This window comes from Nonomuraea maritima (assembly GCF_900100395.1).
GTDB classification, from domain to species: domain Bacteria; phylum Actinomycetota; class Actinomycetes; order Streptosporangiales; family Streptosporangiaceae; genus Nonomuraea; species Nonomuraea maritima.
Genome location: NZ_FNFB01000011.1, coordinates 140,341 through 163,207, shown reverse-complemented (window position 1 = coordinate 163,207; position 22,867 = coordinate 140,341). Strand labels below are relative to the sequence as shown.

General features: G+C 70.4%; 28 protein-coding genes and 3 pseudogenes. 18 read left to right on the top strand and 13 right to left on the bottom strand.

Annotated elements, in window-relative coordinates; genetic code table 11:
- Positions 1-42 precede the first annotated feature (42 nt).
- Positions 43-165, top strand: a pseudogene (locus BLR04_RS19815) (transposase); the annotation flags it as partial.
- Between the two features lie 140 nt (positions 166-305).
- Here the strand turns inward: BLR04_RS19815 and BLR04_RS19810 are convergent.
- The 5 genes from BLR04_RS19810 to trpB all read right to left on the bottom strand — a co-directional run bounded on the left by BLR04_RS19810 (position 306) and on the right by trpB (position 4,884).
- Complete coding sequence (locus tag BLR04_RS19810) at positions 306-1,223, bottom strand: alpha/beta hydrolase fold domain-containing protein (RefSeq protein ID WP_245740352.1); 918 nt, start codon at positions 1,221-1,223, stop codon at positions 306-308.
- Positions 1,224-1,391: 168 nt separating this feature from the next.
- On the bottom strand, positions 1,392-1,859 hold the full coding sequence (locus tag BLR04_RS19805) for a hemerythrin domain-containing protein (RefSeq protein WP_090767140.1): 468 nt from the start codon (positions 1,857-1,859) through the stop codon (positions 1,392-1,394).
- 303 nt (positions 1,860-2,162) lie between these two features.
- Positions 2,163-2,918, bottom strand: coding sequence for a GntR family transcriptional regulator (locus tag BLR04_RS19800; RefSeq protein ID WP_090767137.1), 756 nt, complete (start codon positions 2,916-2,918; stop codon positions 2,163-2,165).
- A complete protein-coding gene (gene trpA, locus BLR04_RS19795; RefSeq protein WP_090767134.1) occupies positions 2,915-3,730 on the bottom strand; it encodes a tryptophan synthase subunit alpha in 816 nt (271 codons plus the stop codon). Before trpA ends, BLR04_RS19800 begins: the two co-directional genes overlap by 4 nt.
- Positions 3,727-4,884: a tryptophan synthase subunit beta gene (gene trpB, locus BLR04_RS19790; protein ID WP_090767131.1), complete on the bottom strand. Its 1,158-nt coding sequence runs from the start codon at positions 4,882-4,884 to the stop codon at positions 3,727-3,729. The genes trpA and trpB overlap by 4 nt, the downstream gene beginning before the upstream one ends.
- 297 nt (positions 4,885-5,181) lie before the next feature.
- Here trpB and BLR04_RS19785 point away from each other — a divergent pair, with 297 nt between their 5' ends.
- On the top strand, positions 5,182-5,490 hold the full coding sequence (locus BLR04_RS19785) for a recombinase family protein (protein ID WP_218129076.1): 309 nt from the start codon (positions 5,182-5,184) through the stop codon (positions 5,488-5,490).
- Between the two features lie 79 nt (positions 5,491-5,569).
- Here BLR04_RS19785 and BLR04_RS19780 read toward each other — a convergent pair whose 3' ends face one another.
- Positions 5,570-6,556 (bottom strand): AraC family transcriptional regulator, encoded by a 987-nt coding sequence (locus BLR04_RS19780; protein WP_090767125.1) that lies wholly within the window; start codon positions 6,554-6,556, stop codon positions 5,570-5,572.
- Positions 6,557-6,645: 89 nt separating this feature from the next.
- Here BLR04_RS19780 and BLR04_RS41855 point away from each other — a divergent pair, with 89 nt between their 5' ends.
- The 5 genes and pseudogenes from BLR04_RS41855 (at position 6,646) to BLR04_RS40760 (ending at position 9,835) form a co-directional block, all read left to right on the top strand.
- A complete protein-coding gene (locus tag BLR04_RS41855) occupies positions 6,646-8,265 on the top strand; it encodes an alcohol dehydrogenase catalytic domain-containing protein (RefSeq protein WP_245740351.1) in 1,620 nt (539 codons plus the stop codon).
- Positions 8,266-8,354: 89 nt separating this feature from the next.
- Positions 8,355-8,819: pseudogene (locus BLR04_RS19765) on the top strand (NADPH-dependent FMN reductase); the annotation flags it as partial.
- Positions 8,820-8,845: 26 nt separating this feature from the next.
- A complete protein-coding gene (locus BLR04_RS41425) occupies positions 8,846-9,259 on the top strand; it encodes a hypothetical protein (RefSeq protein WP_218129075.1) in 414 nt (137 codons plus the stop codon).
- Positions 9,256-9,411: pseudogene (locus tag BLR04_RS19750) on the top strand (ATP-binding cassette domain-containing protein); the annotation flags it as partial. The gene BLR04_RS41425 and the pseudogene BLR04_RS19750, both read left to right, overlap by 4 nt.
- Before the next feature lie 25 nt (positions 9,412-9,436).
- A complete protein-coding gene (locus tag BLR04_RS40760) occupies positions 9,437-9,835 on the top strand; it encodes a hypothetical protein (protein ID WP_176903173.1) in 399 nt (132 codons plus the stop codon).
- 50 nt (positions 9,836-9,885) lie between these two features.
- Here BLR04_RS40760 and BLR04_RS19740 read toward each other — a convergent pair whose 3' ends face one another.
- Together BLR04_RS19740 and BLR04_RS19735 are read right to left on the bottom strand one after the other, a co-directional pair.
- The gene (locus tag BLR04_RS19740) at positions 9,886-10,380 is read right to left on the bottom strand and encodes a hypothetical protein (protein WP_090767118.1); all 495 of its coding nucleotides are present in this window, start codon (positions 10,378-10,380) and stop codon (positions 9,886-9,888) included.
- A gap of 26 nt (positions 10,381-10,406) precedes the next feature.
- The gene (locus BLR04_RS19735) at positions 10,407-10,709 is read right to left on the bottom strand and encodes a DUF1214 domain-containing protein (RefSeq protein WP_090767115.1); all 303 of its coding nucleotides are present in this window, start codon (positions 10,707-10,709) and stop codon (positions 10,407-10,409) included.
- An 11-nt stretch (positions 10,710-10,720) separates the two neighbouring features.
- Between BLR04_RS19735 and BLR04_RS19730 the strand changes: the two genes are divergently transcribed.
- Positions 10,721-11,308 (top strand): DinB family protein, encoded by a 588-nt coding sequence (locus BLR04_RS19730; protein ID WP_090767112.1) that lies wholly within the window; start codon positions 10,721-10,723, stop codon positions 11,306-11,308.
- A 62-nt stretch (positions 11,309-11,370) separates the two neighbouring features.
- On the opposite strand, the gene BLR04_RS39795 is transcribed toward BLR04_RS19730, so the two are convergent.
- Entirely contained in the window at positions 11,371-12,039 is a 669-nt protein-coding gene (locus tag BLR04_RS39795; protein WP_143022108.1) for a hypothetical protein, read from the bottom strand.
- A 207-nt stretch (positions 12,040-12,246) separates the two neighbouring features.
- Between BLR04_RS39795 and BLR04_RS19725 the strand changes: the two genes are divergently transcribed.
- The 4 genes from BLR04_RS19725 to BLR04_RS19710 are packed head-to-tail and all read left to right on the top strand — an operon-like array spanning position 12,247 to position 16,753.
- Positions 12,247-13,587, top strand: coding sequence for a purine-cytosine permease family protein (locus BLR04_RS19725; RefSeq protein WP_090767109.1), 1,341 nt, complete (start codon positions 12,247-12,249; stop codon positions 13,585-13,587).
- 22 nt (positions 13,588-13,609) lie between these two features.
- Positions 13,610-15,196, top strand: coding sequence for an ROK family protein (locus BLR04_RS19720; RefSeq protein ID WP_090767106.1), 1,587 nt, complete (start codon positions 13,610-13,612; stop codon positions 15,194-15,196).
- On the top strand, positions 15,181-16,284 hold the full coding sequence (locus BLR04_RS19715) for an S-methyl thiohydantoin desulfurase family protein (RefSeq protein ID WP_090767102.1): 1,104 nt from the start codon (positions 15,181-15,183) through the stop codon (positions 16,282-16,284). Before BLR04_RS19720 ends, BLR04_RS19715 begins: the two co-directional genes overlap by 16 nt.
- Positions 16,285-16,327: 43 nt before the next feature.
- A complete protein-coding gene (locus BLR04_RS19710) occupies positions 16,328-16,753 on the top strand; it encodes a nitroreductase family protein (RefSeq protein ID WP_245740350.1) in 426 nt (141 codons plus the stop codon).
- A 119-nt stretch (positions 16,754-16,872) separates the two neighbouring features.
- On the opposite strand, the gene BLR04_RS19705 is transcribed toward BLR04_RS19710, so the two are convergent.
- Positions 16,873-17,322: an SPW repeat protein gene (locus tag BLR04_RS19705; protein WP_090767099.1), complete on the bottom strand. Its 450-nt coding sequence runs from the start codon at positions 17,320-17,322 to the stop codon at positions 16,873-16,875.
- A 155-nt stretch (positions 17,323-17,477) separates the two neighbouring features.
- Between BLR04_RS19705 and BLR04_RS19700 the strand changes: the two genes are divergently transcribed.
- The 5 genes from BLR04_RS19700 to BLR04_RS19680 all read left to right on the top strand — a co-directional run bounded on the left by BLR04_RS19700 (position 17,478) and on the right by BLR04_RS19680 (position 20,752).
- Entirely contained in the window at positions 17,478-17,921 is a 444-nt protein-coding gene (locus BLR04_RS19700) for a MarR family winged helix-turn-helix transcriptional regulator (protein WP_090767096.1), read from the top strand.
- 68 nt (positions 17,922-17,989) lie between these two features.
- Positions 17,990-18,949, top strand: coding sequence for an NADP-dependent oxidoreductase (locus tag BLR04_RS19695; protein ID WP_090767093.1), 960 nt, complete (start codon positions 17,990-17,992; stop codon positions 18,947-18,949).
- Positions 18,950-19,052: 103 nt separating this feature from the next.
- Positions 19,053-19,520 carry a cupin domain-containing protein gene (locus BLR04_RS19690; RefSeq protein ID WP_218129074.1) on the top strand — a complete coding sequence of 156 codons (468 nt, stop codon included), beginning with the start codon at positions 19,053-19,055 and terminating at the stop codon, positions 19,518-19,520.
- A 16-nt stretch (positions 19,521-19,536) separates the two neighbouring features.
- Complete coding sequence (locus BLR04_RS19685) at positions 19,537-20,295, top strand: SDR family oxidoreductase (protein WP_090767086.1); 759 nt, start codon at positions 19,537-19,539, stop codon at positions 20,293-20,295.
- Positions 20,296-20,317: 22 nt separating this feature from the next.
- The gene (locus tag BLR04_RS19680) at positions 20,318-20,752 is read left to right on the top strand and encodes a cupin domain-containing protein (protein ID WP_090767082.1); all 435 of its coding nucleotides are present in this window, start codon (positions 20,318-20,320) and stop codon (positions 20,750-20,752) included.
- 36 nt (positions 20,753-20,788) lie between these two features.
- Here BLR04_RS19680 and BLR04_RS42795 read toward each other — a convergent pair whose 3' ends face one another.
- From BLR04_RS42795 to BLR04_RS19670, 3 genes are all read right to left on the bottom strand, one after another.
- A complete protein-coding gene (locus tag BLR04_RS42795) occupies positions 20,789-20,995 on the bottom strand; it encodes a WYL domain-containing protein (protein ID WP_425413444.1) in 207 nt (68 codons plus the stop codon).
- Positions 20,940-21,302: a helix-turn-helix transcriptional regulator gene (locus BLR04_RS41850; protein WP_425413445.1), complete on the bottom strand. Its 363-nt coding sequence runs from the start codon at positions 21,300-21,302 to the stop codon at positions 20,940-20,942. Before BLR04_RS41850 ends, BLR04_RS42795 begins: the two co-directional genes overlap by 56 nt.
- Before the next feature lie 288 nt (positions 21,303-21,590).
- Positions 21,591-22,061: a MarR family winged helix-turn-helix transcriptional regulator gene (locus tag BLR04_RS19670; RefSeq protein WP_218129072.1), complete on the bottom strand. Its 471-nt coding sequence runs from the start codon at positions 22,059-22,061 to the stop codon at positions 21,591-21,593.
- Between the two features lie 150 nt (positions 22,062-22,211).
- Between BLR04_RS19670 and BLR04_RS19665 the strand changes: the two genes are divergently transcribed.
- Entirely contained in the window at positions 22,212-22,835 is a 624-nt protein-coding gene (locus BLR04_RS19665; RefSeq protein WP_090767079.1) for an NADPH-dependent F420 reductase, read from the top strand.
- Positions 22,836-22,867 lie beyond the last annotated feature (32 nt).

The window sequence follows — 22,867 nt, the reverse complement described above, 5'->3', positions numbered from 1 at the left end:
GGCCCCTCCGCCGGCGCCCCGGCACCACGCAGAACCAACCACGTGCAACTGCTGGTGAACTTCCCGCCGAAGGTCGCCCTGTCCAGACTGGTCAACTCGCTCAAGGGCGTGTACTACCGGCGGATGCGCCAGGAGTTCCCCGAACTGGCCCGCCACCACTACCTGAACAAGCCGTGGCCGGGCTTCTACTCGACAGGTCCTCGGCCGGCCGCTCCGGTACCTCCAGCGCCGGGATGCGCCCGACGCGGGCGGTCTGCGTCCAGCGTGCCACCGCCTGAGCGCACTCCGCCGGCCCTTTCAGCCGATCAGGAGGCCAAGCCGCCTGGGCGAATATCGCCCCTGGACTCGTGCTCGGTGTCGAGCCAACCGGTGAGGCGGCTGAGGAAGGTGGTGGCCGTGGGCAGATGCGTGTCCTTGGCGAAGAGGACGGCCGCGTGGAAGGCGTGCGGCATCCCCTCGTAGACATCGAGGTCGACCGGCACTCCTGCGGCGGAGGCGGCGTCGACGAAGCGGTGCGTGTCCTGCAGGAGGATCTCGTCTCCGCCGATCGCGAGCAGGAGGGGCGGCAGGCCGGGCAGGTCTCCGTAGATCGGCGACTGGGGCGCCTGATCCGGGCGTGCTCCGGCGAGGTACTGGGCGGCGATCGGCTCCATGACGGACGGGTCGATCGAGTCCCGTGCACCGCCCGCCTGGGCAGCCGTCTTCGACGCCAGGTCGGTGAGGGGGGAGACGGGGACGGCTCCGCCAGGCATGGGATCCCCGGCCTCGCGAAGCATCAGCAGCGTCGACAGGACCAGCGTTGCGCCGGCTGACTCTCCGATGAGCAGGATTCGCCCGGCGGGCACTCCCTGACGGAGCAGGCTCCGGTAGACGGCCAGCACGTCTTCCACCGCTGCCGGGTACGGATGCGCGGGCGCGAGCCGGTAGTCCACGGCGAAGGCCGGTCGGCGGGTGGCCTCGGACAGGCGGTAGGCCATGATGCGCTCCATCGGCGGGTTGCTGAAGGAGAAACCGCCGCCGTGGACGTAAACGGTCACGCCTTGTTCGGCGGAGGCGCCGCCGGCGGTGACCCAGGTTCCGGGGACGCCGCCGGTGTCCGGCAGGACCGGGCGCAGGTCGGCGTCGCCGTCGAGGACGGGCGGGTCGGAGAAGACCTGACCCATCCGTGCGCGTACGGCGTCCGACTCCTCCGGGGAGGCGGGAAAGCGGGTAGTGGTCAACAACAGATGAGTCCTTTCGGTCTGAGACATGGCTGGGCATACGGCAGAGGCCGTGCGCGAAGTCCTCCGCGCGTCTCTTGCGGTCCGGTGAAACGGGGAGAAGGTGAGCCCTCGTCGGGCACGAGTCGTCTTTAGAGGTCCCGTCGCATCACGGGCAGTACAACGGGTGGATCAGAGTGGTCCCAGGAGGTCACGCGGATCGACGTCGAGGTCCAGAGCCGACAGGACGCCCAGGAGCTCGCGCTCCTCGTACCGGAAGTGGGACGTCATGATCGCGGACAGGCCGTCCAGGTGCATGGCCAGTTCGCTCGGCGTGGCGGACGAGGTGATCGCGCGGTCCAACCGCTCCAGCAGCATCGCGATCGTCACATGGTCCTGCTGGAGCTTGGCGATCGTGGGCCGCAGCGATGGATGGCGCGCGGACAGTTCGGGAAAGAGCCCGACGCCCTCGCGCCCGTGATGCCCGTCGAGGGCGGCACAGAATCCCTTGCAGTACAGCAGGAGGTCTGCCCGTACCGAGGCGGTGTCACCGGCTTCCAGGGATTCGCGCGCGAGGCGCAGTGCTCGATGCAGGCGTTGATGCGCCGCCTGCAGTTCGAAATTCCAGGCTCTAAGCCTGTTTCTCTCGTTCTCACCCACGGGTGGGGAACGGGGAAAGGGTCATCATGACCACCTTCCGGATCCGACGCCTCCATGCCTGACGCAGCCCGCCACCGACACGCGACGCTGGCTCGGACTCTAGACCGATGACCTTCAGAAGGGCAACTCAGGCCGGCCGGCGTAGGAGCCGGGTGAGGATGTCGAGCAGGTCGATGCCGGCGCTGGACCTCGGCACCCGCGGCCGGTGGACTGTCGAGAGCTCGTGGCCGGTTGGCCGGGAGCGCACCATCCACCTGTCGGCACGTTCGAGGAGTACGGCGCCGGTCGGACCCTCTGCTGGGCTCAGCTGGTGGCGCCCCAGGTGAGGGAGAGGCCGGTGGCGGCGCGGTCGGTGCGGATCTCCATCATGCTGCCGAGGATGGTGGCGTGGTCGGAGACCACGGGCGTGCCGTCGAGCGCGTACGTGATCCGGGTGCTGACCAGCACCGGGCTGCCCTCAGGCTCCTGGAGGTGGTGGGCGGCGGCGTCGTCGAGCAGGCCGGGCCGGACCACCTCCGAGGCCCGCGCGACCGTCACCCCCGCGTCGGCGAGCGTGGCGTAGAGGGAGACGGTGGTGAAGTCGCGGTCGCGGATCTGGTCGGCCACCGGCCGGCGGACCCACGACACCTGGTGCACGGCGGGCCGTCCCGAGAACTCGCGGACCCGTTCCAGCCGCAGGGCGCTGTCGCCGGGACGCAGCCGCAGCTCCGCCGCGACGGCCGCGGGGGCCCGGCGCACCGCCCGCCCGGCCACCGCCGTGCGCACGTCGTGGCCCTGTCGCCGCAGGTCGTCGACCAGGCTGCGGAGCGAGTCGAGCTGGTAGGCCAGGTGGGGCGGGGAGACGAACGTACCCTTGCCGGGCCGCTGCACGATCAGCTTCTCGTCGCTGAGCTCCCGCAACGCCTGGCGCAACGTCATGAGCGTCACGCCGTAGGAGGCGCTCAGCTCGCGTTGCGGCGGCAGGGCCTCGCCGGGGGCGTAGTGTCCGGACCGGATCTTCGCGGCGAGGTCGGCGGCGATGGCGCGGTATCGCGCCTCGTGCCCGGCGTCGGCGGTCATCGTGGTGCGTCACACTCCTGGTCGAGGGCTCGCCGCAGGGTCGCGAGGAAGGCCCGCACGTCGTCCGGCCCGGCTCCGTCGAGCACCCGCCGCATGACCGCGGCGCCGACCACCACGCCGTCGGCGTGCCGGCGTGCCTCGCGTGCCTGGTCCGGGGTGGAAATGCCAAATCCTAGCAAGACCGGCCGGTCGGTGACGCGCCTGATCCGTCGGGTGAGCTGCGCCGCCGAGGCGGCGAGCGCGGTCTGCTCACCGGTGGTGCCCATGAGCGAGACGGCGTAGACGAATCCGCGGCTGCGGTCGGCGATCTCCGCCAGTCGCGGCTCGGGCGTCGCAGGGGACGCCAGCAGGGCCAGGTCGACCCCGGTGGCGGCGGCCATGTCCGCCAGTTCGTCCGCCTCGTGGACCGGCAGGTCGGGCACGATGAGGCCGTCGACGCCGGCCCGGCGCAGCGCCGCGCAGAACGCCTCGGGGCCGTCGTGCAGCACCAGGTTGTAGTAGGTGCTGGCGACGAGCGGCACGCCGAGGTCGGGCAGGCCGGACAGGTCGGCGAGGATGCGGCGGGTGCTCGCTCCCCGCGCGAGCGCGGTGTCACTGGCCTGCTGGATGGTGACGCCGTCCAGGGTGGGGTCGGAGAAGGGCAGGCCGATCTCGATCGCGTCCGCGCCGGCGTCGGCGAACGCCCGCAGGTAGTCGGTCCAGTTCGGCGTGACGCATCCGGTGACGTACGGCATGAACAGGCCGCGTCCGGCGTCCCGGCGTTCGCGCAGGTGGTGTTCGACCGCTCCCACGGCCAGGGTCGGGTTCGTCACAGCAGCTCCTTCAGGGTGGAGACGTCCTTGTCGCCGCGGCCGGACAGCGTCATCAGCACCGTCGATCCCGCGGGCAGCTCGCCGTCGCGGGCCGCGCGGATCACCCAGGCGAGCGCGTGCGCCGATTCGAGCGCGGGGACGATTCCTTCCGTACGCGCCAGCTGAACCACCGCGCGGGCCGCCTCGTCGTCGGTCACCGTGACGTACCGGGCCCGGCCGAGGTCGCGCAGGTGGGCGTGCTCCGGACCGACGCCCGGGTAGTCGAGGCCGGCGGCGATGGAGTGCGCCTCGACGATCTGCCCGTCGTCGTCCTGCAGGAACAGTGAGCGGCAGCCGTGCAGGACACCCGGCCGGCCGCGCGCCGCCCCTGCGCCGCCCTCCGCCTCGACCCCGACCAGGCGGGCCGGGGTGTCGGCGAACCCGGCGAAGGTGCCGGCCGCGTTCGAGCCGCCGCCGACGCACGCGACCACGTGGTCGGGGACGCCGCTGTACTGCTCGCGCGCCTCGTCCCCGATGACCCGCTGGAACTCCCTGACCATCCACGGGTACGGGTCGGGCCCGATGACCGAGCCGACGCAGTAGTGGGAGTCGGCGGTCGCGCTCACCCAGTGCCGCATGGCCTCGCTGGTGGCGTCCTTGAGGGTGCGGCTGCCCGTGGTCACGGGGACCACCTCCGCGCCGAGCAGCCGCATCCGGACGACGTTCAGCGCCTGGCGTTCGATGTCGCGTTCGCCCATGAACACCGTCGCCTCGAGTCCGAGGAGTGCGGCGGCGGTGGCGGTGGCCACGCCGTGCTGGCCCGCTCCCGTCTCGGCGATCAGCCTGCGCCGTCCCATGCGGGTGGCCAGCAGGGCCTGGCCCAGCACGTTGTTGATCTTGTGGGAGCCGGTGTGGGCGAGGTCCTCGCGCTTGAGGTACAGCCGTACGCCCAGCTCTTCTGACAGCCGGAGGGCCGGGGTGAGCGGCGTGGGCCGTCCGGCGTGCAGGGCGAGCAGCCGCGCCAGCTCGGCACGGAACCCCGGATCGGCCCAGGCCTCCCGGAACGTCTCCTCGACCTGCCTGCACGCCTCCACCAGCGACTCGGGCGCGTACCGCCCGCCGTACTCCCCGAACCGGCCTCGCGCCTGCGGCTCGCCCATCATCACGTCCTGCATGTCCGCCCTCCGATCTATAACTCTTGCATGAGTTCTATAACAGTGAGTCTGACATGGAAGCCGCGGACGCGCCACCCCGGCCCTCCGCCCCCGAACGCGGGGGCTGACGAGCATCGGAACGAAAAATCCCGCTAAGAAGGCTCCGTTGAGCGGCTTATCGTGACTTTTCGTTCGGATGTGGCTCGGGAGTGCGTTTTCACTGGTCAAGCAATGCCCGCAGGAAGAGCACACGAGAGACGGCTGATCGTTTCACTTCCTTGGAAGTGGAACGGCGCGATCGGGACGATCACCGAGCCGGTGGAATCGGACATTCCGCCAGCGTGCGCGTTCCTCAAACTGGGCTACGCGAGGGTCTCCGCTACCAAGCAATCGCTGGAACGACAGCTCGACGCCCTGACCGCCCAAGGCATCCCGAGCGAGCGGATCTTCGTCGATAAGAAGACCGGTACCTCGGTCGAGCGGGACGGCTTGCAGCGGCTTCTCGCCTATGCCCGACCGGGCGACACTATCGTCATGCACACGCTTGATCGCCTTGGCCGCAATCTGCGCGTGGTCCTCAACTTGGTGCACGAGCTGGCCGACCGCGGCATCGGCGTAAGGACCTAGGCCGTATCGCCGTCAAGACCGGTATCGGCCTGGCCATGCTCGCCGATCAGAGCGCGGCGATACTGCCCGAGTACACCCGCTACATCGAGCGTTCTGCGAGATCCGGGTGCTGGAGCGGGTCTGCCGCCGTTCGGACTGAAGGCGCGCAGCCAAGGCGGCGGTATTTGCCGGGGGCCATGCGGTACTCGCGCTTGAAGGCGTTGGCGAAGGCGAACTCCGAGCCGTAGCCGACCGCGGCGGCGATCTCGCTCAGCGCGGCGTCGGAGTCGCGCAGCATGCGCGCGGCCGTGCCCAGCCGCCACCAGGTCAGATAGGTCAGCGGCGGCTGCCCGACGAACTGGGTGAACCGGCGGGAGAACGCCGCGCGGGACAGCCCTGCGCGGCGGCCGAGCGACTCGACCGTCCACGGGTGGGTAGGGTCGCGGTGGATGCCGTCGAGTGCGGCGCTGATGGCCGGGTCGGCCAGCGCGGCGGCCCAGCTGTCTACCTTGCAGTGCTCCATCGAGACGTCGAACCAGGCACGCAGGATGTACAGCAGCAGCATGTCCAGCAGCGCCGACACCACCATGTCGGCACCTGGCCGCGGGCTGCCGATCTCTTTACCGAGCAGCTCGACGGTGGCGCGCAGCTCGGTGTTGTGCCCCAGCCTGGCGGGCAGGTGGATCATCTCGGGCAGCCCTCTGAGCAGCGGATGCGCCCCGTTGGAGTCGAGCTGGTAGCCGCCGCAGATCGTCACGGTGACGGGCCCGGTGCCCTCCATAGAGGCCGAGGCGAATAGGTCGGCGTGGGCATAGGGGTCACAGCCGGGCTCCGCGATGGGGCTGGTGGGCGAGTCGGCCAGCGCGTAGCTGTGCCCGTGGGGGAAGAACAGCACGTCGCCCGTCCCGACCGGGATCGGCTCGCCTTCCGGCGGGATCGCCCAGCACGAGCCCTGCAGCACCACCTGGAAGCCCGCAGAACCAGGCGCTGACGGGAACCGCTGCCCCCACGGCGCCGGCCACTCGACACGCGCCGAGCGCGGCACGCCCATGCGCATGGAGGCGATCACGTCGCTCAGCATGTCCATGACGTAAGTCTAATGCGGGAGACGATCGCGTATAAATTGCAGATAGAAGCGCATTGGATGCCTCACTCAGGGCTCCTATGGTTGACGGCATGACAAAAGTCCTGGTCAGCGGGGCGACCGGCACGATCGGCCGCCCTCTGGTGAACCAACTTGAAGACGCAGGGGCCGACGTACGCACGGTGACGAGGGAGCTGACCGACCCGGTCGCGCTGGAGGCGGCTCTCGACGGTGTCGACGCGGTGTTCCTGCTGTGGCCGTTCGCCTCGGCTGAGGGCGCCCGCGAGGTGCTGGAGCTTATTGGGGCGCGGCGGGTGGTCTACCTGTCCTCGGCCGCCGCCCGCCCGCACGAGGTCGAGATCGAGCGCCTGATCGCTGGGACCGCCCGCGAGTGGACAGTGCTGCGCCCGCACGCGTTCGCGGCCAACACCTTGCGGTGGGCCGAGCAGGTCCGCGCGGGCGTCGTGCGGCAGCCGTACGGCGACGCGGCCTTTTCCCCCATCCACGAGCGGGACGTCGCAGCCGTCGCGGTGCGCGCGCTGCTCGACGAAGTGCACCACTGCGCGGTCTACACGTTGACCGGACCCCGGCCGCTGACCCAGCGGGAGCAGGCGCGGGCGATCGGCGCCGCGATCGGCCGGCCGGTGCGCTGGGAGGATGAGCCTCCGGAGGAGGCCAGGACACGGCTGCTCGGGCTGGGGTGGCCCGCGTCGGCCGTGGACGGGATGCTGCGCGGTCTCGGCGAGCCCGGCCCGGCCACCGGGACCGTGGAGGAGGTCACCGGAGCGCCCGCGAGCACGTTCGAGACGTGGGCGAGCGAGCACGCCGCGGACTTCCTCGGCACCATGCGGGCCGCCCGCATCCACGAGTACGGCGACGCCTCGGTGATCTCGCTGGAGGAGGTGCCGGTGCCGAAGTCTGGGCCGGGTGAGGTGCTCATCAGGGTGGCCGCGACGTCGTTCAACCCGTCGGAGGTCGGCCTACGGATGGGCCTGCTGCAGGACGTGCTCGGCGTCACGCTGCCGCACACGCTCGGCTGGGACGTCGCGGGCACCGTGGTCACCGGGGCGGGTGACCTCGCCCCCGGCGACAAAGTGATCGGGCTCATCGACGGGGCGGCGGCCGAGTACGCGGTCGCGAAGGCGAGCGTGCTGGCCAGGGCACCGGAGCGGATCCCCCTGGCGGACGCGGCTGCCGTGCCGGTGGCCGGGCTCACCGCGTGGCAGGCGGTCTTTGAGCATGCCCGCATCGGCCGCGGCAGCCGGGTGCTGATCAACGGGGCCGGCGGCGGCGTCGGGCTGTTTGCCGTGCAGCTGGCCAAGCATGCGGGCGCGCACGTGGTGGCGACCGCCAGCCCGCGCAGCGCCGCTGTCGTGTGGGCGCTGGGCGCCGACGAGGTCGTCGACTACACCACCGCTCCGCTGCCGGGCGGCAACGACGTGCTGATCAACCTGGTGGCCGACGTGCCTGCCTCGGTGACGCGGCTGGCCAAGGAGTTCGTTTCGATCACCCAGCCGATCGAGCATCCGCGCGCCGTCCAGTTCGTGGCTCGCAACGACCCAGGCCAGCTGACCGAGCTCGTGGCGCTGATCGACAAGGGCGTGGTGGACGTCAAGGCGGACGCTCGCCCGCTGGAGTCCCTGGCAGACCTGCACCGCGCCGCCGAGCGCGGCGCTATCCGCGGAAAGGTCATACTGAAGGTGGAGAAATGATCAAAAATACCATCATTGTCGGCGGCACGCGGCCGGGACGCAGCGGCGAGGCCGTCGCCCGCTAGGTTCACGACCACGCGGTCAGGCGCGGTGACGCGCACTACGATCTGGTCGACCTGAAGGACTACAACCTGCCCCACCTCGACGAACCGCTCGCCGCGGCCACCGGGGTCTACGAGCACCCGCATACCAAGACGTGGTCCGACACCATCGCCGGCTTCGACGGCTTCGTCTTCGTGACGCCCGAGTACAACCACTCGACCACCGGCGCACTCAAAACCGCCATCGATTTCCTGTTCTTCGAGTGGCACGACAAGGCCGCAGGCGTGGTCGGCTACGGCGTCAGCGGCGGCGTGCGGGCGGCCGAGCACCTGCCGCAGGTGCTCGGCCAGGTCAAGGTGGCCGACGTCCAGGCGGCCGTGGAGCTGCTGATGCACGCCGACTTCGAGGACTACACCACCTTCAAGCCCGCCGCGCACCAGGAGGACATGCTGAGCAAGCTGCTCAACCAGGTCGTCTCCTGGAGCAAGGCGCTGCGACCGCTCAGAATGTGAAGTGCCGCAGCACCTCGGGGTTGGCCATGGCATCGAGGTTGGCGGCCTGCGACGTGTCCACTGTGGTGTCGCTGCCGACCGGCAAGTCGCTCACCGTCGTCGCGGCCGCCGACACCTTCCATCAGAGCCCTGGCAACTCCAACACCGTCCGCAGCTATGCGGTCGGCGATGGAAAGACCGCTGAGCGGCCCGGTAAGGCCCGACCGCTGGCGACGGTGGCCGAAGACGAGATCGGCGAGGCCGACCGATGGCGGCCTCGCCGGTTCTGCTCAACCGCCTGCCGTGTCGGCGCTCATCGAGCGTCCCAGTCGTCAGCACGGCTGCGGCGCGGTCTGGAGGCGTGGGTGCGCGACGCCCGCGCGGCCGGGCTCGACCAGGAGGACCTGCGGGGGCTGTTCGCCGTGGTCCTGGCCGACGCCGCGAAAGAGGACGTGGCATGAGTCCCGCGCTGGAGGCAACCGGGCTGGGAGTCCGCTATGGCCGTACGTGGGCGTTACGCGACTGCTCGCTGGCCGTGCCCGCAGGTCGTGTGGCGGCGCTCGTCGGCCCCAACGGCGCAGGCAAGACCACGCTCATGCACGCGGCCGTCGGCCTGCTGCGGTCCGCGACTGCCCGCGATGGCGCTGGTCGTGGCCGGTGTGGCGGTGACGATGTTCACGCTGTTCCAGCTCAGCGACTACTACGCCGAGCCGGCGCGTACCGAGCTCTCGGGCACCGTGCTGCTGGACGATCACGACGCCCGGCTGGTGAGCACCGCCTGGGTGGAGCCGTCCGGCAAGGAGGTGGCCGAGCCGTCGGACAGTGGGTGCCCGCGTCGGGTGGACGTGGGGCAGAGCAGCAGGAACGCTGATGCGTGGCAGGAGTGCCTGTTCAGCAACGGGTACCGGTACGCGGTCTACTACCATCCGCCGTCCAGGTTCTGGCGCTTCCAATGGACCGAAGCGGGCATCTTGACGCTCGCCTCGGCAGCCCTCGGCGGCCTGGCCGTCCGTCGCACCCTCCGCCGCCCCGGCTGACCGGCCATGAAGACTCGGCGGCGGTGCGCCACTCAGGGCCGGAGTCGTTTCTATCGCCGGCGGGAGTCGGCCATGCCCATGGCCTTTTCGAAGGCGGGCAGCGGCTTGATCAGGGGGTTGAGGATCTGGGCGGCCTCCTGTGTGGTGATGACGTCGGCCGGGGCGATCTTGATGATCTCGGCCTTGTCGGGGTCGACCTTCCAGACGTCCTCGCCGATGAGCCGGCCGCGGTCGTCGTACGGCCAGATCATCTCCTCGCGCGCCTTGTAGAGGTACATGACGCACTCGCCGGTCTCGGCCCAGGTGCGGTAGAGGCCGCGGATCGCGTCCTGCCCCTCCAGGGTCGTGCTGATGCCCAGGGCGTGGAAGTGGTAGACGGGATGTTCCACCATCATGTCGGGTGCGAAGATCTCCTCGTAGCGTCCGGCGATCTCCAGGTAGCGGTGGCGGTGGTAGGCCTGCAGGAGGAACCGGTGCCGCGGGCTCTCGGTCGTTTCGAGCAGGCGCTCGATCGCCTGGTTCGTCCTGGTGATGTCGAGCTTCATGGTCGCTTGTCCCTCCCGGCCTTGGCTCACGAGGCCCTACCGACTGCAGGGGGCTTCCAGGTGCCGTCGATGGCGCTCTGCTGGGGCCAGTACATGCGGAGTATGAGGTTGAAATCGCCGGCCGGGGCGGGGAGCCAGTTCGACCGGCTGCCCGCGGGCGGCTCGTGCTGGACGAACAGATCCACCGACCCGTCCGGGTTCGCGATCGGCTCGGCGGTGTGCCCGATCTCGTAGCGTTCGATGGGGTTCTCGACCAGGAATCCTTGGGGGTCGTACATCGTGATCGACCAGGCGTACGGGCGGTTGAGACCACGAGCTGCCCGTGGCATGCTCGGGCCGCATGATCGATGAATTCGCGAAAGGCCACCTGCACGGGAGACTGCGGCGGGACCGCGAGCTGCTGCTCTGGAAACTCGACGGCCTGTCCGAGTACGACGCCCGCCGGCCCTTGACCGTGACCGGGACCAACCTCCTCGGTCTGGTGAAACACCTGGCCAATGTCGAGGCCAGGTACTTCGGCGAGGTCTTCGGCCGCCCGTCCCCTGAACCGCTGCCCCGGTGGCAGGACTCCGACGGCAGCGAACTGTGGGCGAACGAGAACGAGACCCTCGATCAGATCATCGGCTTCTACCGGCGCACGTGGGAACACTCGGACGCGACGATCAACGCGCTCACCCTCGACGCCCCCGGCCACGTGCCGTGGTGGTCGGCGCCTCATGCCGACACGAACCTGTTCGCCGTCATGATCCACGTCCTCGGCGAGTCCATCCGGCATGCCGGACACGCCGACATCCTGCGCGAGAGCGTGGACGGCCGGACCGGGTTGCGCCCCGAACACAAGACGCAGATCGACGCGGAAGCCCGTGCGGCGTACTGCGCGAAGATCGAGCGGGCCGCCAGGTCAGCCGCACCCATCACTTCAGCCTGACATCACCGGCGCCTGCTCGCGCGGCCCGTCCTCGTCGGAGGTGCGCCGCTTCTCTGCGTGGCTCAGTCAAGCGGGACGGGCTCCCGGATTCCACCTGCCTCCCAGAGCCAGGTCACCTTGCCCTCTGAGGGTCTCACGTGGGCGCTGGGTGCCCACCGGAATGCTGCTGGATTGATCTCGTCTTCGGAAGCGGCCACCCAGCCCTTACCTTGGAAGTGAGCCCAACGCAACGGAACACTGCACTCCTGCAGCGAAGTGATGACGGTCTCGTTGGGCTGGACAGTGAGGGGCCAGCGCCCTCCTCCAGGGCAGTTTTGCTCTGGCGGGTCAGCGGTTGCGTCATCGTATTTCACCTGGGCGAAGACGGTTTGCGGTCGCGTTCCGGTGTTGATCAGTTTCAGCCCGAAAGCGATGGACCCGTTCTCGACCTTCGCGCAGGACCGCCACTGCACGGTACCGGGGCCGTTCAGAAGTTCTCGGCAGTAGCTGTTCCCGCCGATGCCTCCCTTTTCCGCGTCCGTGGACGACACCCCGCCTGCCGGCTTGGGCCGCGCTGACGGTAGGGCGCTTACCGCGGCATCCGATTTGTCCTCGAACCAGGGGGCAACGGCGCCGTATTCAACCAGCAGCCCCCCTACCGCTATGACCAGTCCTGTGCCCACGGTGAAGGCTATGCCTTTGGACCGTTGGTTGCCGTCCGGAGGGCCGGGGCTTTCAGTGGTGTGCGACATGCACGCAGCGCTCCTTTCCCTGTGCGACCCGCGACAGTGGTTGACCGTATCCGGACAGTAATGCTCACGGCTGTGAATCGCCGGGGGATGCCCGGTAGTGGTCTGCCTTTCTCAACAGGCCTCGTACAGAATCCGCCTCTTTTCGGGAGGCTCGCGGTTATCTACCGTCACAGTGACCGCAGCTACATCACGCCGAAAGGACGTCCGATGGCGCACCCCCCGACCGACTCCGACGGCTTATCCGCCGACACCGGCCTCGCCCGCGACGACTACGCGCTCGAACGAGTCCCCCCATCCGCTCGCTACAGCTGGGTCACCATCGCCGTCCAGCGCTTCGGACTGCTGTCGGCGCTGTCGCAGTTCCTGCTCGGCGCCACGCTCGGCATGGGCATGACGTTCTGGCAGGCCGTGCTGGCCGTCACCCTGGGCGCCGCCATTCTCGAGGTGGTGGCCATCGCGCTGGGCATCGCCGGCATGCGGGAAGGGCTGTCCACCAGTCTGCTGGCCCGCTGGGCGGGCTTCGGCCGGTACGGCTCCGGCCTGGTCGGCCTGGTCATCGCCACCGCGCTGCTGGGGTGGTTCGGCGTGCAGACCGCCGTGCTCGCCCAGGGCGTGTCGTCGCTGCTGGGCGGCTCGCCCGCGTGGATCTGGGCGATCGTGGGCGGCCTGGCGATCACGGCGATCGTGGTGCACGGCTTCGCCGGCATGGCCTGGACCGCCTGGGTCACCGTCCCTGCCTTCCTGGCGCTGGCGGGCTGGGCCATCGCGGTGGAGCTGGCGCAGCGACCGCTCGGCGAGCTGATCGTCTCTCAGCCCACCGGCCCGGCGATGAGCCTGGCCCAGGGCGCCACGCTCGTGGCGGGCGGCTTCATCGTGGGCGCCGTGATCTCGCCGGACATGTGCCGCTTCAACCGCGACGTGGCCGGCGTCGTCAAACAGACCATCGTCGGCATCTCCCTCGGCGAGTACGTGCTCGCCCTGGTCGGCGTCCTGCTCGCGCACGCCCTGCGCACCGGGGACGTCGTCACCATCGTCACCACCACCTCCGGCACCGTCGGCGTGCTCGTCCTGATCACCGCCACCGCCAAGGTCAACGACTGGAACCTGTACGCCGCCAGCCTCGGCGTCACCAACACCCTGCACACCGCGTTCGGCATGAAGGCCGGCCGCGCCGTGGTCACCGTCGTGCTGGGCGTGGTCGGCACCGCGCTGGCGGCCCTCGGCATGGCCGACCACCTGGTGGACTTCCTCGTCCTGCTGGGTGTGGCGATCCCGCCCATCGCCGGGATCATGGTCGCCGAGTACTTCGTGGTACGGACCTGGCGCGGCGACCTCGACGCCTCCCGCGAGCGCGGCGAGCTGCCCGCGCACGCGCCAGGGTGGGTCCCGGCCGCGCTGCTCGTCTGGGTCGCCGCCGCGCTGATCGGCCACTACGTGACCTGGGGCATCCCGGCGCTCAACGCCCTGCTGGCCGCCTTCGTCCTGTACGCCGCCGCCGGCAGGCTCGGCCTGACCGCGACCCCGGCGGCCCGCGCGACCACGCGATGACCACACGAACAGGAGCCCGCACGTGCGCATAGGGATCGACGTGGGCGGCACCCACACCGACGCCATCCTGCTCGACCACGACATGACCATCAAGGCCGAGGTCAAAACCGCCACGACAGCCGACGTCACCCAGGGCATCGTCAACGCCCTGACCACGCTGCTGGAGCACAGCGCACTGGACCGCGGACAGGTCGCGGCCGTCATGATCGGCACCACCCACTTCACCAACGCGCTCGTCACCCGCTCGCGGCTGGCCCGCACCGGCGTGGTGCGGCTCGCCCTGCCCGCCACCGCCGCCCTGCCACCGACCACCGCCTGGCCGGCCGAACTCGCGCAGGCCATCCGGCCCCGCGTGCACCTGTGCCACGGCGGTCACGAGTTCGACGGCCGGCCCATCTCCCCGCTCGATCCCGACGAGCTCAAGCGCGTGGCCGAGGACCTCGCCGCGCACGACATCACCACTGTGGCGATCAGCTCCGTCTTCTCGCCGGTCACCGCGGAAGCCGAGCTGACCGCCGCCGACATCCTGCGCGCCGAGCTGCCGCACCTGCGCGTCAGCCTCTCCCACCAGATCGGCCGCATCCGCATGCTGGAGCGGGAGAACGCCACCATCGTCAACGCGTGCCTGCGCGATCTGGCCGACGAGATCGTCGACGGCTTCACGGCCGCGCTGCTCGCGGTCGGCGTGCGCGCCCCGCTGTTCCTGTCGCAGAACGACGGGACGCTCATGGACGCCGAGTACACCCGCCGCTACCCCGTCAGGACGTTCGCCTCCGGCCCGACCAACTCGATGCGCGGCGCCGCGTTCCTGGCCGGCCTGGCCGACGCCGCGGTGGTCGACATCGGCGGCACCACCGCCGACGTCGGCGTGCTCACCGGCGGCTACCCCCGCCAGGCCGGCACCGACGTGGACATCGCCGGAGTGCGCACCAACTTCCGCATGCCGGACGTGATCTCCATCGGCCTGGGCGGCGGCAGCCTGGTCAGCGAGCGGCCCACCGTCCAGGTGGGGCCTGACTCGGTCGGCTACCGGCTGACCGAGGAGGCGCTGGTCTTCGGCGGACGGACGCTGACCGCTACCGACCTGGCCGTCGCCGCCGGCCTGGCCGACATAGGCGACCGCTCGCTGGTGCGCCACCTCGACCGCGACCTGGTCCGGCGCGGAACCGCGTGGATGGCCGAGCGCGTGGCCGCGCTGGTCGACCAGATGCGGCTGTCGGCCGAGCCGCTGCCCGTGGTCGTCGTCGGCGGCGGCAGCATCCTCATGCCCGCCGAGCTGCCCGGCGTGCCCATGGTGCGCATCCCCGAGCACCACGGCGTCGCCAACGCCGTCGGCGCGGCCACCGGGCAGATCGGCGGCGAGGTCGACCGCCTGTTCCTCACCAGTGCCCAGCTCACCCGCGACGACGTCCTGGACCAGGCCCGCGCCGAGGCGGTCGAGCTGGCCGTCTCGGCCGGGGCCGTGCGCTCCAGCGTGGAGATCGCGCACGTGGACGAGATCCACGTGAACTACCTGCCCGGCAACGCCGTACGCGTCATCGTCCGCGCCGTCGGCGACCTCGACCTCGCCCGAACCCCCGAGGAGGCCCCGACGTGGGTGACGAACTGACCTTGCAGGGCCTGCACGACCTGGCCGAAGGCGCCGCCGTCCTGGGCACCGGGGGAGGCGGCGACCCTTACATCGGGCGCCTGCTGGTGGAGCGGGAGCTCGCCGAGGGCCGTCGCGTGCGCATCATCGGCGCCGACGAGCTGCCGGACGACGCGCTCGTGCTGCCGTCCTCGATGATGGGCGCCCCGACCGTGTTCGTGGAGAAACTCCCGTCCGGGGGCGGCAACGTGGCCGCTTTCCGCGCGCTGGAGGAACATCTCGGGCGCAGGGCGTACGCGGTGATGCCGACCGAGTGCGGCGGCCTGAACAGCATGATCCCGCTCATGCTCGGCGCCCAGCTGGACCTGCCCGTCGTGGACGCCGACGGCATGGGCCGGGCCTTCCCCGAGCTGCAGATGCAGACCTTCGGCGTGCTCGGCGTCTCCGGCTCGCCGATGGCCATCGCCTCCGACCACGGCGACACCTGCATCATCGACGCCGGCGACAACAAACGCATGGAGCAGATGGCCAGGGCGTTGACCATCCAGATGGGCGGCGCGTCCTACATCAGTGACTACCCCATGGACACCGCCGAGGTCCGCCGCACGTCCGTGCACGGCACGCTGTCGCTGTGCCGGGACATCGGCCGTACGTTGCGCGAGGCCCGCGCCGCCCACACCGACCCGTTCGACGCGCTGACCGCCATGCTGGCCGACACCATCTACAGCCTGGGCGTCGTGCTCTTCCGCGGCAAGGTCGTCGACGTCGAGCGCCGTACCGTGGACGGTTTCGCCCGCGGCAAGGCCCTCCTGCAGGCCGTCGAGGATCCGGACGACGTCCTGGAGATCACTTTCCAGAACGAGCACCTGGTGGCGCGGCGCAACGGCCGGGTCATCGCGATCGTGCCCGATCTCATCTGCACCCTCGCCACCGACACCGGCGCGCCGGTGCCAACCGAGTCGCTCGCCTACGGCCAGCGCCTGACCGTCTACGCGATCTCCACCCCGCCGATCATGCGTACGCCGGACGCGCTGGCCTGCTTCGGACCGGCCGGCTTCGGCCTGACCGACCCCTACACCCCCCTGGAGGACCTCCTTCCTGTTTCCTGAAATTTCCGGCTGGTCCCCGGCGCACCGCTCGGGGACCAGCCGCGTGTCACGCGAGTGCTCCGCAGATCCAGTCGGCGGCCGTGGCCAGCCAGTCGGGGCGGGCGTTGGTACGCCTGGTCACTGCCGTGACGATCACGCCGCGCGCGGCCTAGACGCGGAGAGCCTGCGTTTCTACGGCGCGCCGCACGTCGCGTTCCTGTTCGTCCACGGTGACGGCGCGGCACGGCTGGCCGCCGACGTCGGCGCCTACATGCAGACACTGCTCCTGGCGATGACCGCGTACGGCCTCGGCAGTTGCCCGCAGGGGCTGCTGAGCTTCTATGCCGACACCGTCCGCGCCGAACTCGGCGTCACCACAGGACGGCTGCTCGGCGGCATCTCCTTCGGTTACGCCGACGAGGCCGCGCCGGTGAACCGGATCGCGATCGACCGCGCAGTGCTCGACTCGACCACGGCCTTCCACGCGTGACCAGACAGACCGTGTGGATCACTGCAGCAGGTCGGGCGGCACCGGCCGGACAACAGTGGAGGCCGGCACCGTGCGGTGCCGGCCTCCACTGTTTCGGCCCTCTCGGGGTCAGAGTCGGGTCATCCGGAGAACCGGGACCGGTCCATCTTCGACGTGAACGCGCGGTTCATGCCGAGCATCGCGCCCAGCCCGAGCAGCACGGTGATGATGCCCACCACCACGTTGTTCCAGATCGTCGACGTGTTGGCGACGTCGCCTCTGATGACCCAGGGCGCGATGATCGTCCACACGCCGAGCAGCGGCGCGACCCAGGCGATGCCGTGCGTCCGCCCGTAGGCGGAGGCGAACCCGACCGCCAGCATCGCCAGCGCGATACCGACGATCAGATTGTTCACGGTCAGGGTCGTCAGCCCGTTGAATCCGACGACCCACGGAGAGATCGCGAGGTAGAGACCTGCCAGGAAGGTGAGTCCGGCGACCGCCTTACCTGTCGGTGCTTCTGAGGCGAGCTCGTACTTCGCGCGCAACTCCGCGATGTCGGGGTGCATCCTCATGGTCTCGCCAGCCATATTTTCACCACCTTTGCGTACGGACGCATGTGTGCGTGACGCTTCGCGGGAACGGCGGCCACGGAGGGTGGCGGGGCAAGGCCTTACCAGCCCTTCGGTCGCCCGTTTTATGCCTCTTTAGGTGATAATATCACCTTAGGAGGGATTTGGGGCTTATGGCGGCAACTTCGAGGTGCCTCACCGATCAGGACTACGAGAGCCTGCTCTCCTTCCAGGTCGGGCTCCGCCATTTCCTGCGCTGGAGTGAGGAACGGGCGGCCGAGGTCGGCCTCACGGCGACCCAGCACCAGCTGCTGCTGGCGATCCGCGGCCACGCCGACGTGCGCGGACCCACCATCGGAGAGCTCGCGGGTTACCTGTGCACGCGCCACCACAGCGTCGTCCAGCTGATCGACCGCGTCGAGCACCTGGGCCTGGTCTGCCGTGCCCGCGGCAAGGGCAGGGACCGCCGGGTCGTGCGGCTGCACCTCACGAGTGCGGGACAGGCCAAGCTGTCCCTGCTCGGCCCCACCCACCTGGAGGAACTTCAGCTGCTGAACCCGCCGGTCGGCGAGCGGTCGGCGCCCGTGGCCGCGCTGCGCGACCACTTCGACCGGTAGCGGTCGAACCCGCGGCCGGAGGGTAGAGGCCGCGTGTTCGTCATCACCGCAGCCTGCGAGGACCTGCCATGCGAGCCATCACCGTCCGCGACCGTGACGCCGGTCTGTCCGGGCTCAGCCTGACCGAGGAGCCCTACCCGCACGCCGCCGAGAACGACGTCGTCGTACGGGTGCACGCGGCCGGGTTCACGCCGGGGGAGCTCGACTGGCCGGGCACCTGGACCGACCGCGCCGGCCGCGACCGGACGCCGAGCGTCCCCGGGCACGACGTCTCGGGGGAGGTCGCCGAGCTCGGGTACGGCACCACCGGCCTGACCGTCGGCCAGCGCGTGTTCGGGCTGACCGACTGGGCCCGCAACGGCACGCTGGCCGAGTACGTCGCGGTGGAGGCCCGCAACCTCGCGCCGCTGCCCGCCGGCGTCGAGCACACCGTGGCCGCCGCGGTGCCGATCTCCGGGCTGACCGCGTGGCAGGGCCTGTTCGACCACGGCCACCTCGCCTCGGGCCGGACCGTGCTGATCCACGGCGCCGCGGGCGGAGTCGGTTCGCTGGCCGTGCAGCTCGCCTGCGAGGCCGGAGCGTACGTGATCGCCACCGGCCGGGCCGCCGACCGCGACACCGCGCGCGACCTCGGCGCGCACGCCTTCCTCGACCTGCAGGCCGACCGGCTTGAGGACGCGGGCGGGGTGGACGTGGTCTTCGACGTGATCGGCGGCGACATCCTCGACCGCTCGACCGCTCTGGTGCGTCCCGGCGGCACCGTCGTCACCATCGCCGTCCCGCCCACGGTCCGGCCCGCCGACGGCCGGGCGATCTTCTTCGTCGTCGAGCCCGACCGCGTCCAGCTCGCCGCCCTGGCGCGGCGGCTGAAGGACGGACGCCTGCGCCCGATCGTCGCGGCCGTGCGGACGCTCGACGAGGCACCCGCCGCCTTCGCCCCCGGGCGGCGCGCCCCCGGAAAGACGATCATCCAGGTCACCGAAGACGGTCAGCGGCCTTCACCTGGGCAGACCATCGCCAAGTCTTGACCACGTTCCCGGACTGCTCCGCGAGGGACGGGCAGCGTACTCGCGGCGTCCCCGTGCGGCTTCACGCGCCCGCTCGGGGTTCGAGCACGACAGGAGAATGCACATGGTCCGGGTACGGTTCGCCCGCGGCTTGCTCGCCGCCGGCATGCTGGTGTCGGTCGCCGCGTGCGCGGGGGAGCGGGCCGCGAGCGGGGCTCCCGCCGCCGTCGAGCGGCCGGTCGCCGCCGTCACCACGCAGCCGCCGTCCGACAAGCTGACGAAACTGCTGGAACAACCGCTGCCGAACGTCAAGGGCAAGACGTTCACCTCGGCGATCGTCGACTTCCCGCCGGGTGCCCGCGCGGCGCCGCACCGCCACGGCCAGGCCTTCGTGTACGCGTACGTGCTGGAAGGCAGTGTGCGCAGCCGGCTGGACGACGAGCCGGTGAAGACGTTCCGCAAGGGTGAGAACTGGGTGGAGCCGCCGGGTTCGCACCACGTGCTCGCCGACAACGCGAGCCGCACCGAGCCGGCGAAGCTGCTGGTCGTCTTCATCTCCGACTCCGGGGAGCAGATCAAGGTCGACGACTAGGGCGTTGGAGGAAGTCATGAAATTCGCAGTCATGGGGGGAACTGGGCTGATCGGTTCGCAGGTGGTGGAGAACCTGAACGCCGCAGGGCACCACGCGGTGCCGTGTTCGCCGCGCACCGGCGTGGACGTGCTCACCGGAAAGGGCCTGGGCCCGGCGCTGGCCGACGCCGAGGTGCTCGTCAACCTGACCAACTCGCCGACGTTCGACCACGACTCGCTCGCGTTCTTCCAGACCTCGATGCACAACCTGCTGACCGCCGCCCGGAGCTCGCCGGTCGGGCACGTCGTGCTGCTGTCGATCGTCGGTGTCGACCAGGTGCCGGACCTCGACTACTACCGCGCCAAGACCCTCCAGGAGAACCTGCTCAAAGCGGACGCCGTGCCGTACTCCATCGTCCGCGCCGGGCAGTTCATGGAGTTCGTCGACGCCATCCTGTCGTGGACGACCGACGACGGCACCGTCCGCCTGCCGCGCACGCGGCTCCAGCCGATCGCCGCGGCGGACGTCGCCGCCGCCGTGGCCGAGGTCGCGGCCGGGCCGCCGCTGAACGGCACACTCAACGTGGTCGGCCCGGACGTCTTCTCGCTGGACGAACTGGGGCGGACCACGCTCGCCGCCCGGGGCGAGGACCGCACGGTGGTCGTCGACGACAGCGCCGGCATGTTCGCCGCCGTCCACGGCGACGTCCTCACCGCCCCGAAGGGCGCCCGCATCGCGCCCACCCACTACGCCGACTGGCTGAAGCGGCACTCGGCGACCGGCACCCGCCGCTGACACCCGGAAACGAGGATCGTCCATGACCGCTGAACACACCCACCACCTGCACAATCCGAACGCGACCACGCCGCCGCCGAAGATCGAGCTCGTCTCCTCGGTGCCGTCGCCGCCGCCGCTGCCCGACGGCGCCGAGGCGATGACGATCCTGGTCACGCTGCCGCCAGGCAGCGAGGGCAACCCGCCGCACCGCCACACCGGCCCCGCGTACGGGTACGTCATCCGCGGCGAGATGCTGTTCGAGCTGGAGGGCGAGCCGGAGCGCGTCGTCAGGGCCGGCGAGACGTTCTGGGAGCCGGGCGGCGACGTCATCCACTACCAGGACGCCAACCACCTGCCCGACGCCGAGACGGAGTTCGTCGTCACGATGTTCGGCGTGGCCGGCCAGCCGATGCTCATCCCGGTGAGCGAGGAGGAGCTCGAAGCCCGCCGCGACCGCCGCGCCCCCCGCCCGTGACCCGCGACGACGGCGGACGGCGTGCCTCCGCACCAGTCACTGGTTGTCCTCGAGGAGTTGTCGTGTGCGGGCGAGGATTGCCTGGCGGACCTCTTCCGGGTGCAGTATCCGGAGTGGCCGGCCGAGCCTGAGCAGGTAGCGGGCCAGGCCGTCGGCGTCCGGTCCGCCGATGTCGATGATCGTCGCGTCATCGCCGTCCGGGTGGTGGACACCGACCGTTGGTGGCACCCGCCTGCGGGCCATTGGCCGGTACGGCCAGGCGGATCGTCCCCCGCACCGGGTAGGGCCTCATCGCGATGCCCCTGCCGACCATCTGTGCCGGATCCGGCGGGTCGGGCAGGGCGGCGGCCTGCCCGGTGGCTGTGGCATCGATGATGCGATCGGTACGGAAGGTGCGCCAGTCCTGCCGCGTCAGGTCGTAGGCGAGGAGATACCAGCGGCGGCCGGTGTGGATGAGCCGGTAGGGGTCCACCCGGCGGGTGGACGTCGTCCCGGCCCTGTCGCGGTAGGTCAGCTGGGTGCGTTCGCCTCGCCGGCACGCGGTGGCCAGGTCGAGCAGCAGCCCGGGGAGATCTGGCTGTCGCCGGGTCGTGCGGTGTGTGTGAACGCGGCGTCCAGCTCGCCGAGCCGGTCGGCGATGCGTTGGTGAGATCCGCGCGGGTGAGCGTCGTCCGGCTCAGCCCCGCACCCGTGAGCCGCGCCTTCCAAGGGCATGCCGCTGATCAAGTCAGGCGTTGAGCGGGTCGTAGCTGTGGGTCGTGCATCGCGAACAGCTGTGCCGGCGCCCGCGGGATTCTGTAGGCGGCGGTCTGACACGCACGCAGTTCGTGAGCGGGTATCAGTGCTTGTGTTCCAGCGTCGCCAGTCGTTCGGCGACTTTGTCGCCGATGGTGACGAGCATCGCCATCTCAGTCGCAGTGAGATGATCAATGAGCACGTCGCGGACGTCGGCCACGTGCTGAGGAGCCGCGACCTTGATCAGGTCGCTGCCCCGGGGAGTGATGGCGACTACCGCCCCCCGTTGGTCGGCGAGGCACCGCTCGCGGGACACCAGGCCGCGATTTTGCATCCGACCCAGGTGCTGCGACAGGCGGCTCTTCTCCCAGCGCAACAACTGGCCGAGCTCGAACGACCTCAGCCGCCCTTCGGGCGCCTCAGAGAGGTGGGCCAGGACCTGGTAGTCGGCGCCGGACATCCCGCACCGGTTGCGCAGCTGCCGCTCGATGAACTCCGACAGCCCGTCCTGCATCTTCATCAAGCTGCGCCAGGCCTGCTGTTCTCGCTCGTTCAACCACCGCGGCTCGGTCACGCACGTCAGTTTACCGTCTGGTTGACATGGTAACCAAGTGCCGCGTAGCTTCTGGTTCACACATTAACCAAATGGGGCGTCGATGACACAGCCGTCGACAACGACGGGTGGGGCATGGCGTCCTATCCAGCACCAGAAAGCGGGCACACCATGAGCAGCATCAGCATCATCGGCCTGGGGGGTATGGGCCGCGCCATTGGCGCCCGCGCGGTCGAGGGCGGCCACGCCGTCGAGCTCATCGGCCGCGACGCGGCCAAGGCCAAGGACCTGGCCGCCGCGCTCGGCGGCGGGGCTACGGTCGGGACATTCGGCGCCGTCCCGGTTGGCGACATCGTCGTCCTGGCCGTGCCATACGCCAGCGCCGTGCCGGTCGTCGCCCAGTACGGGGATGCACTGGCCGGCAAGTTCATCATCGACATCTCCAACACGTTCAACGCCGACGCCACCGGGCTCGTCATCCCTGAAGGCACGTCCGGTGCGCAGGAGATCGCCAAGGCAGTCCCGGCGAGCGCGCACGTCGTGAAGGCGTTCAACACGGTCTTCGGCCACGTGCTGGCCCAGGGGCGTCCGTTGGACGTGTTCTTCGCCGGGGATGACGCGCGGGCCAAGGCCGACGTGTCGGCGTTCATCGAGAGCCTCGGACTGCGCCCGCTCGATGTCGGCGGCCTGGAGATGGCCCGCTGGCTGGAAGGGGTCGGGCCGCTGCTGATGGGCCTGGCCCGCAACGGCGCGGCGACCTTCGACATCGCCCTCGGCGTCGACCTCCCCGGCTGAGCGCAGCCCTGCCAGTAGCCCGCAGCGCTCCC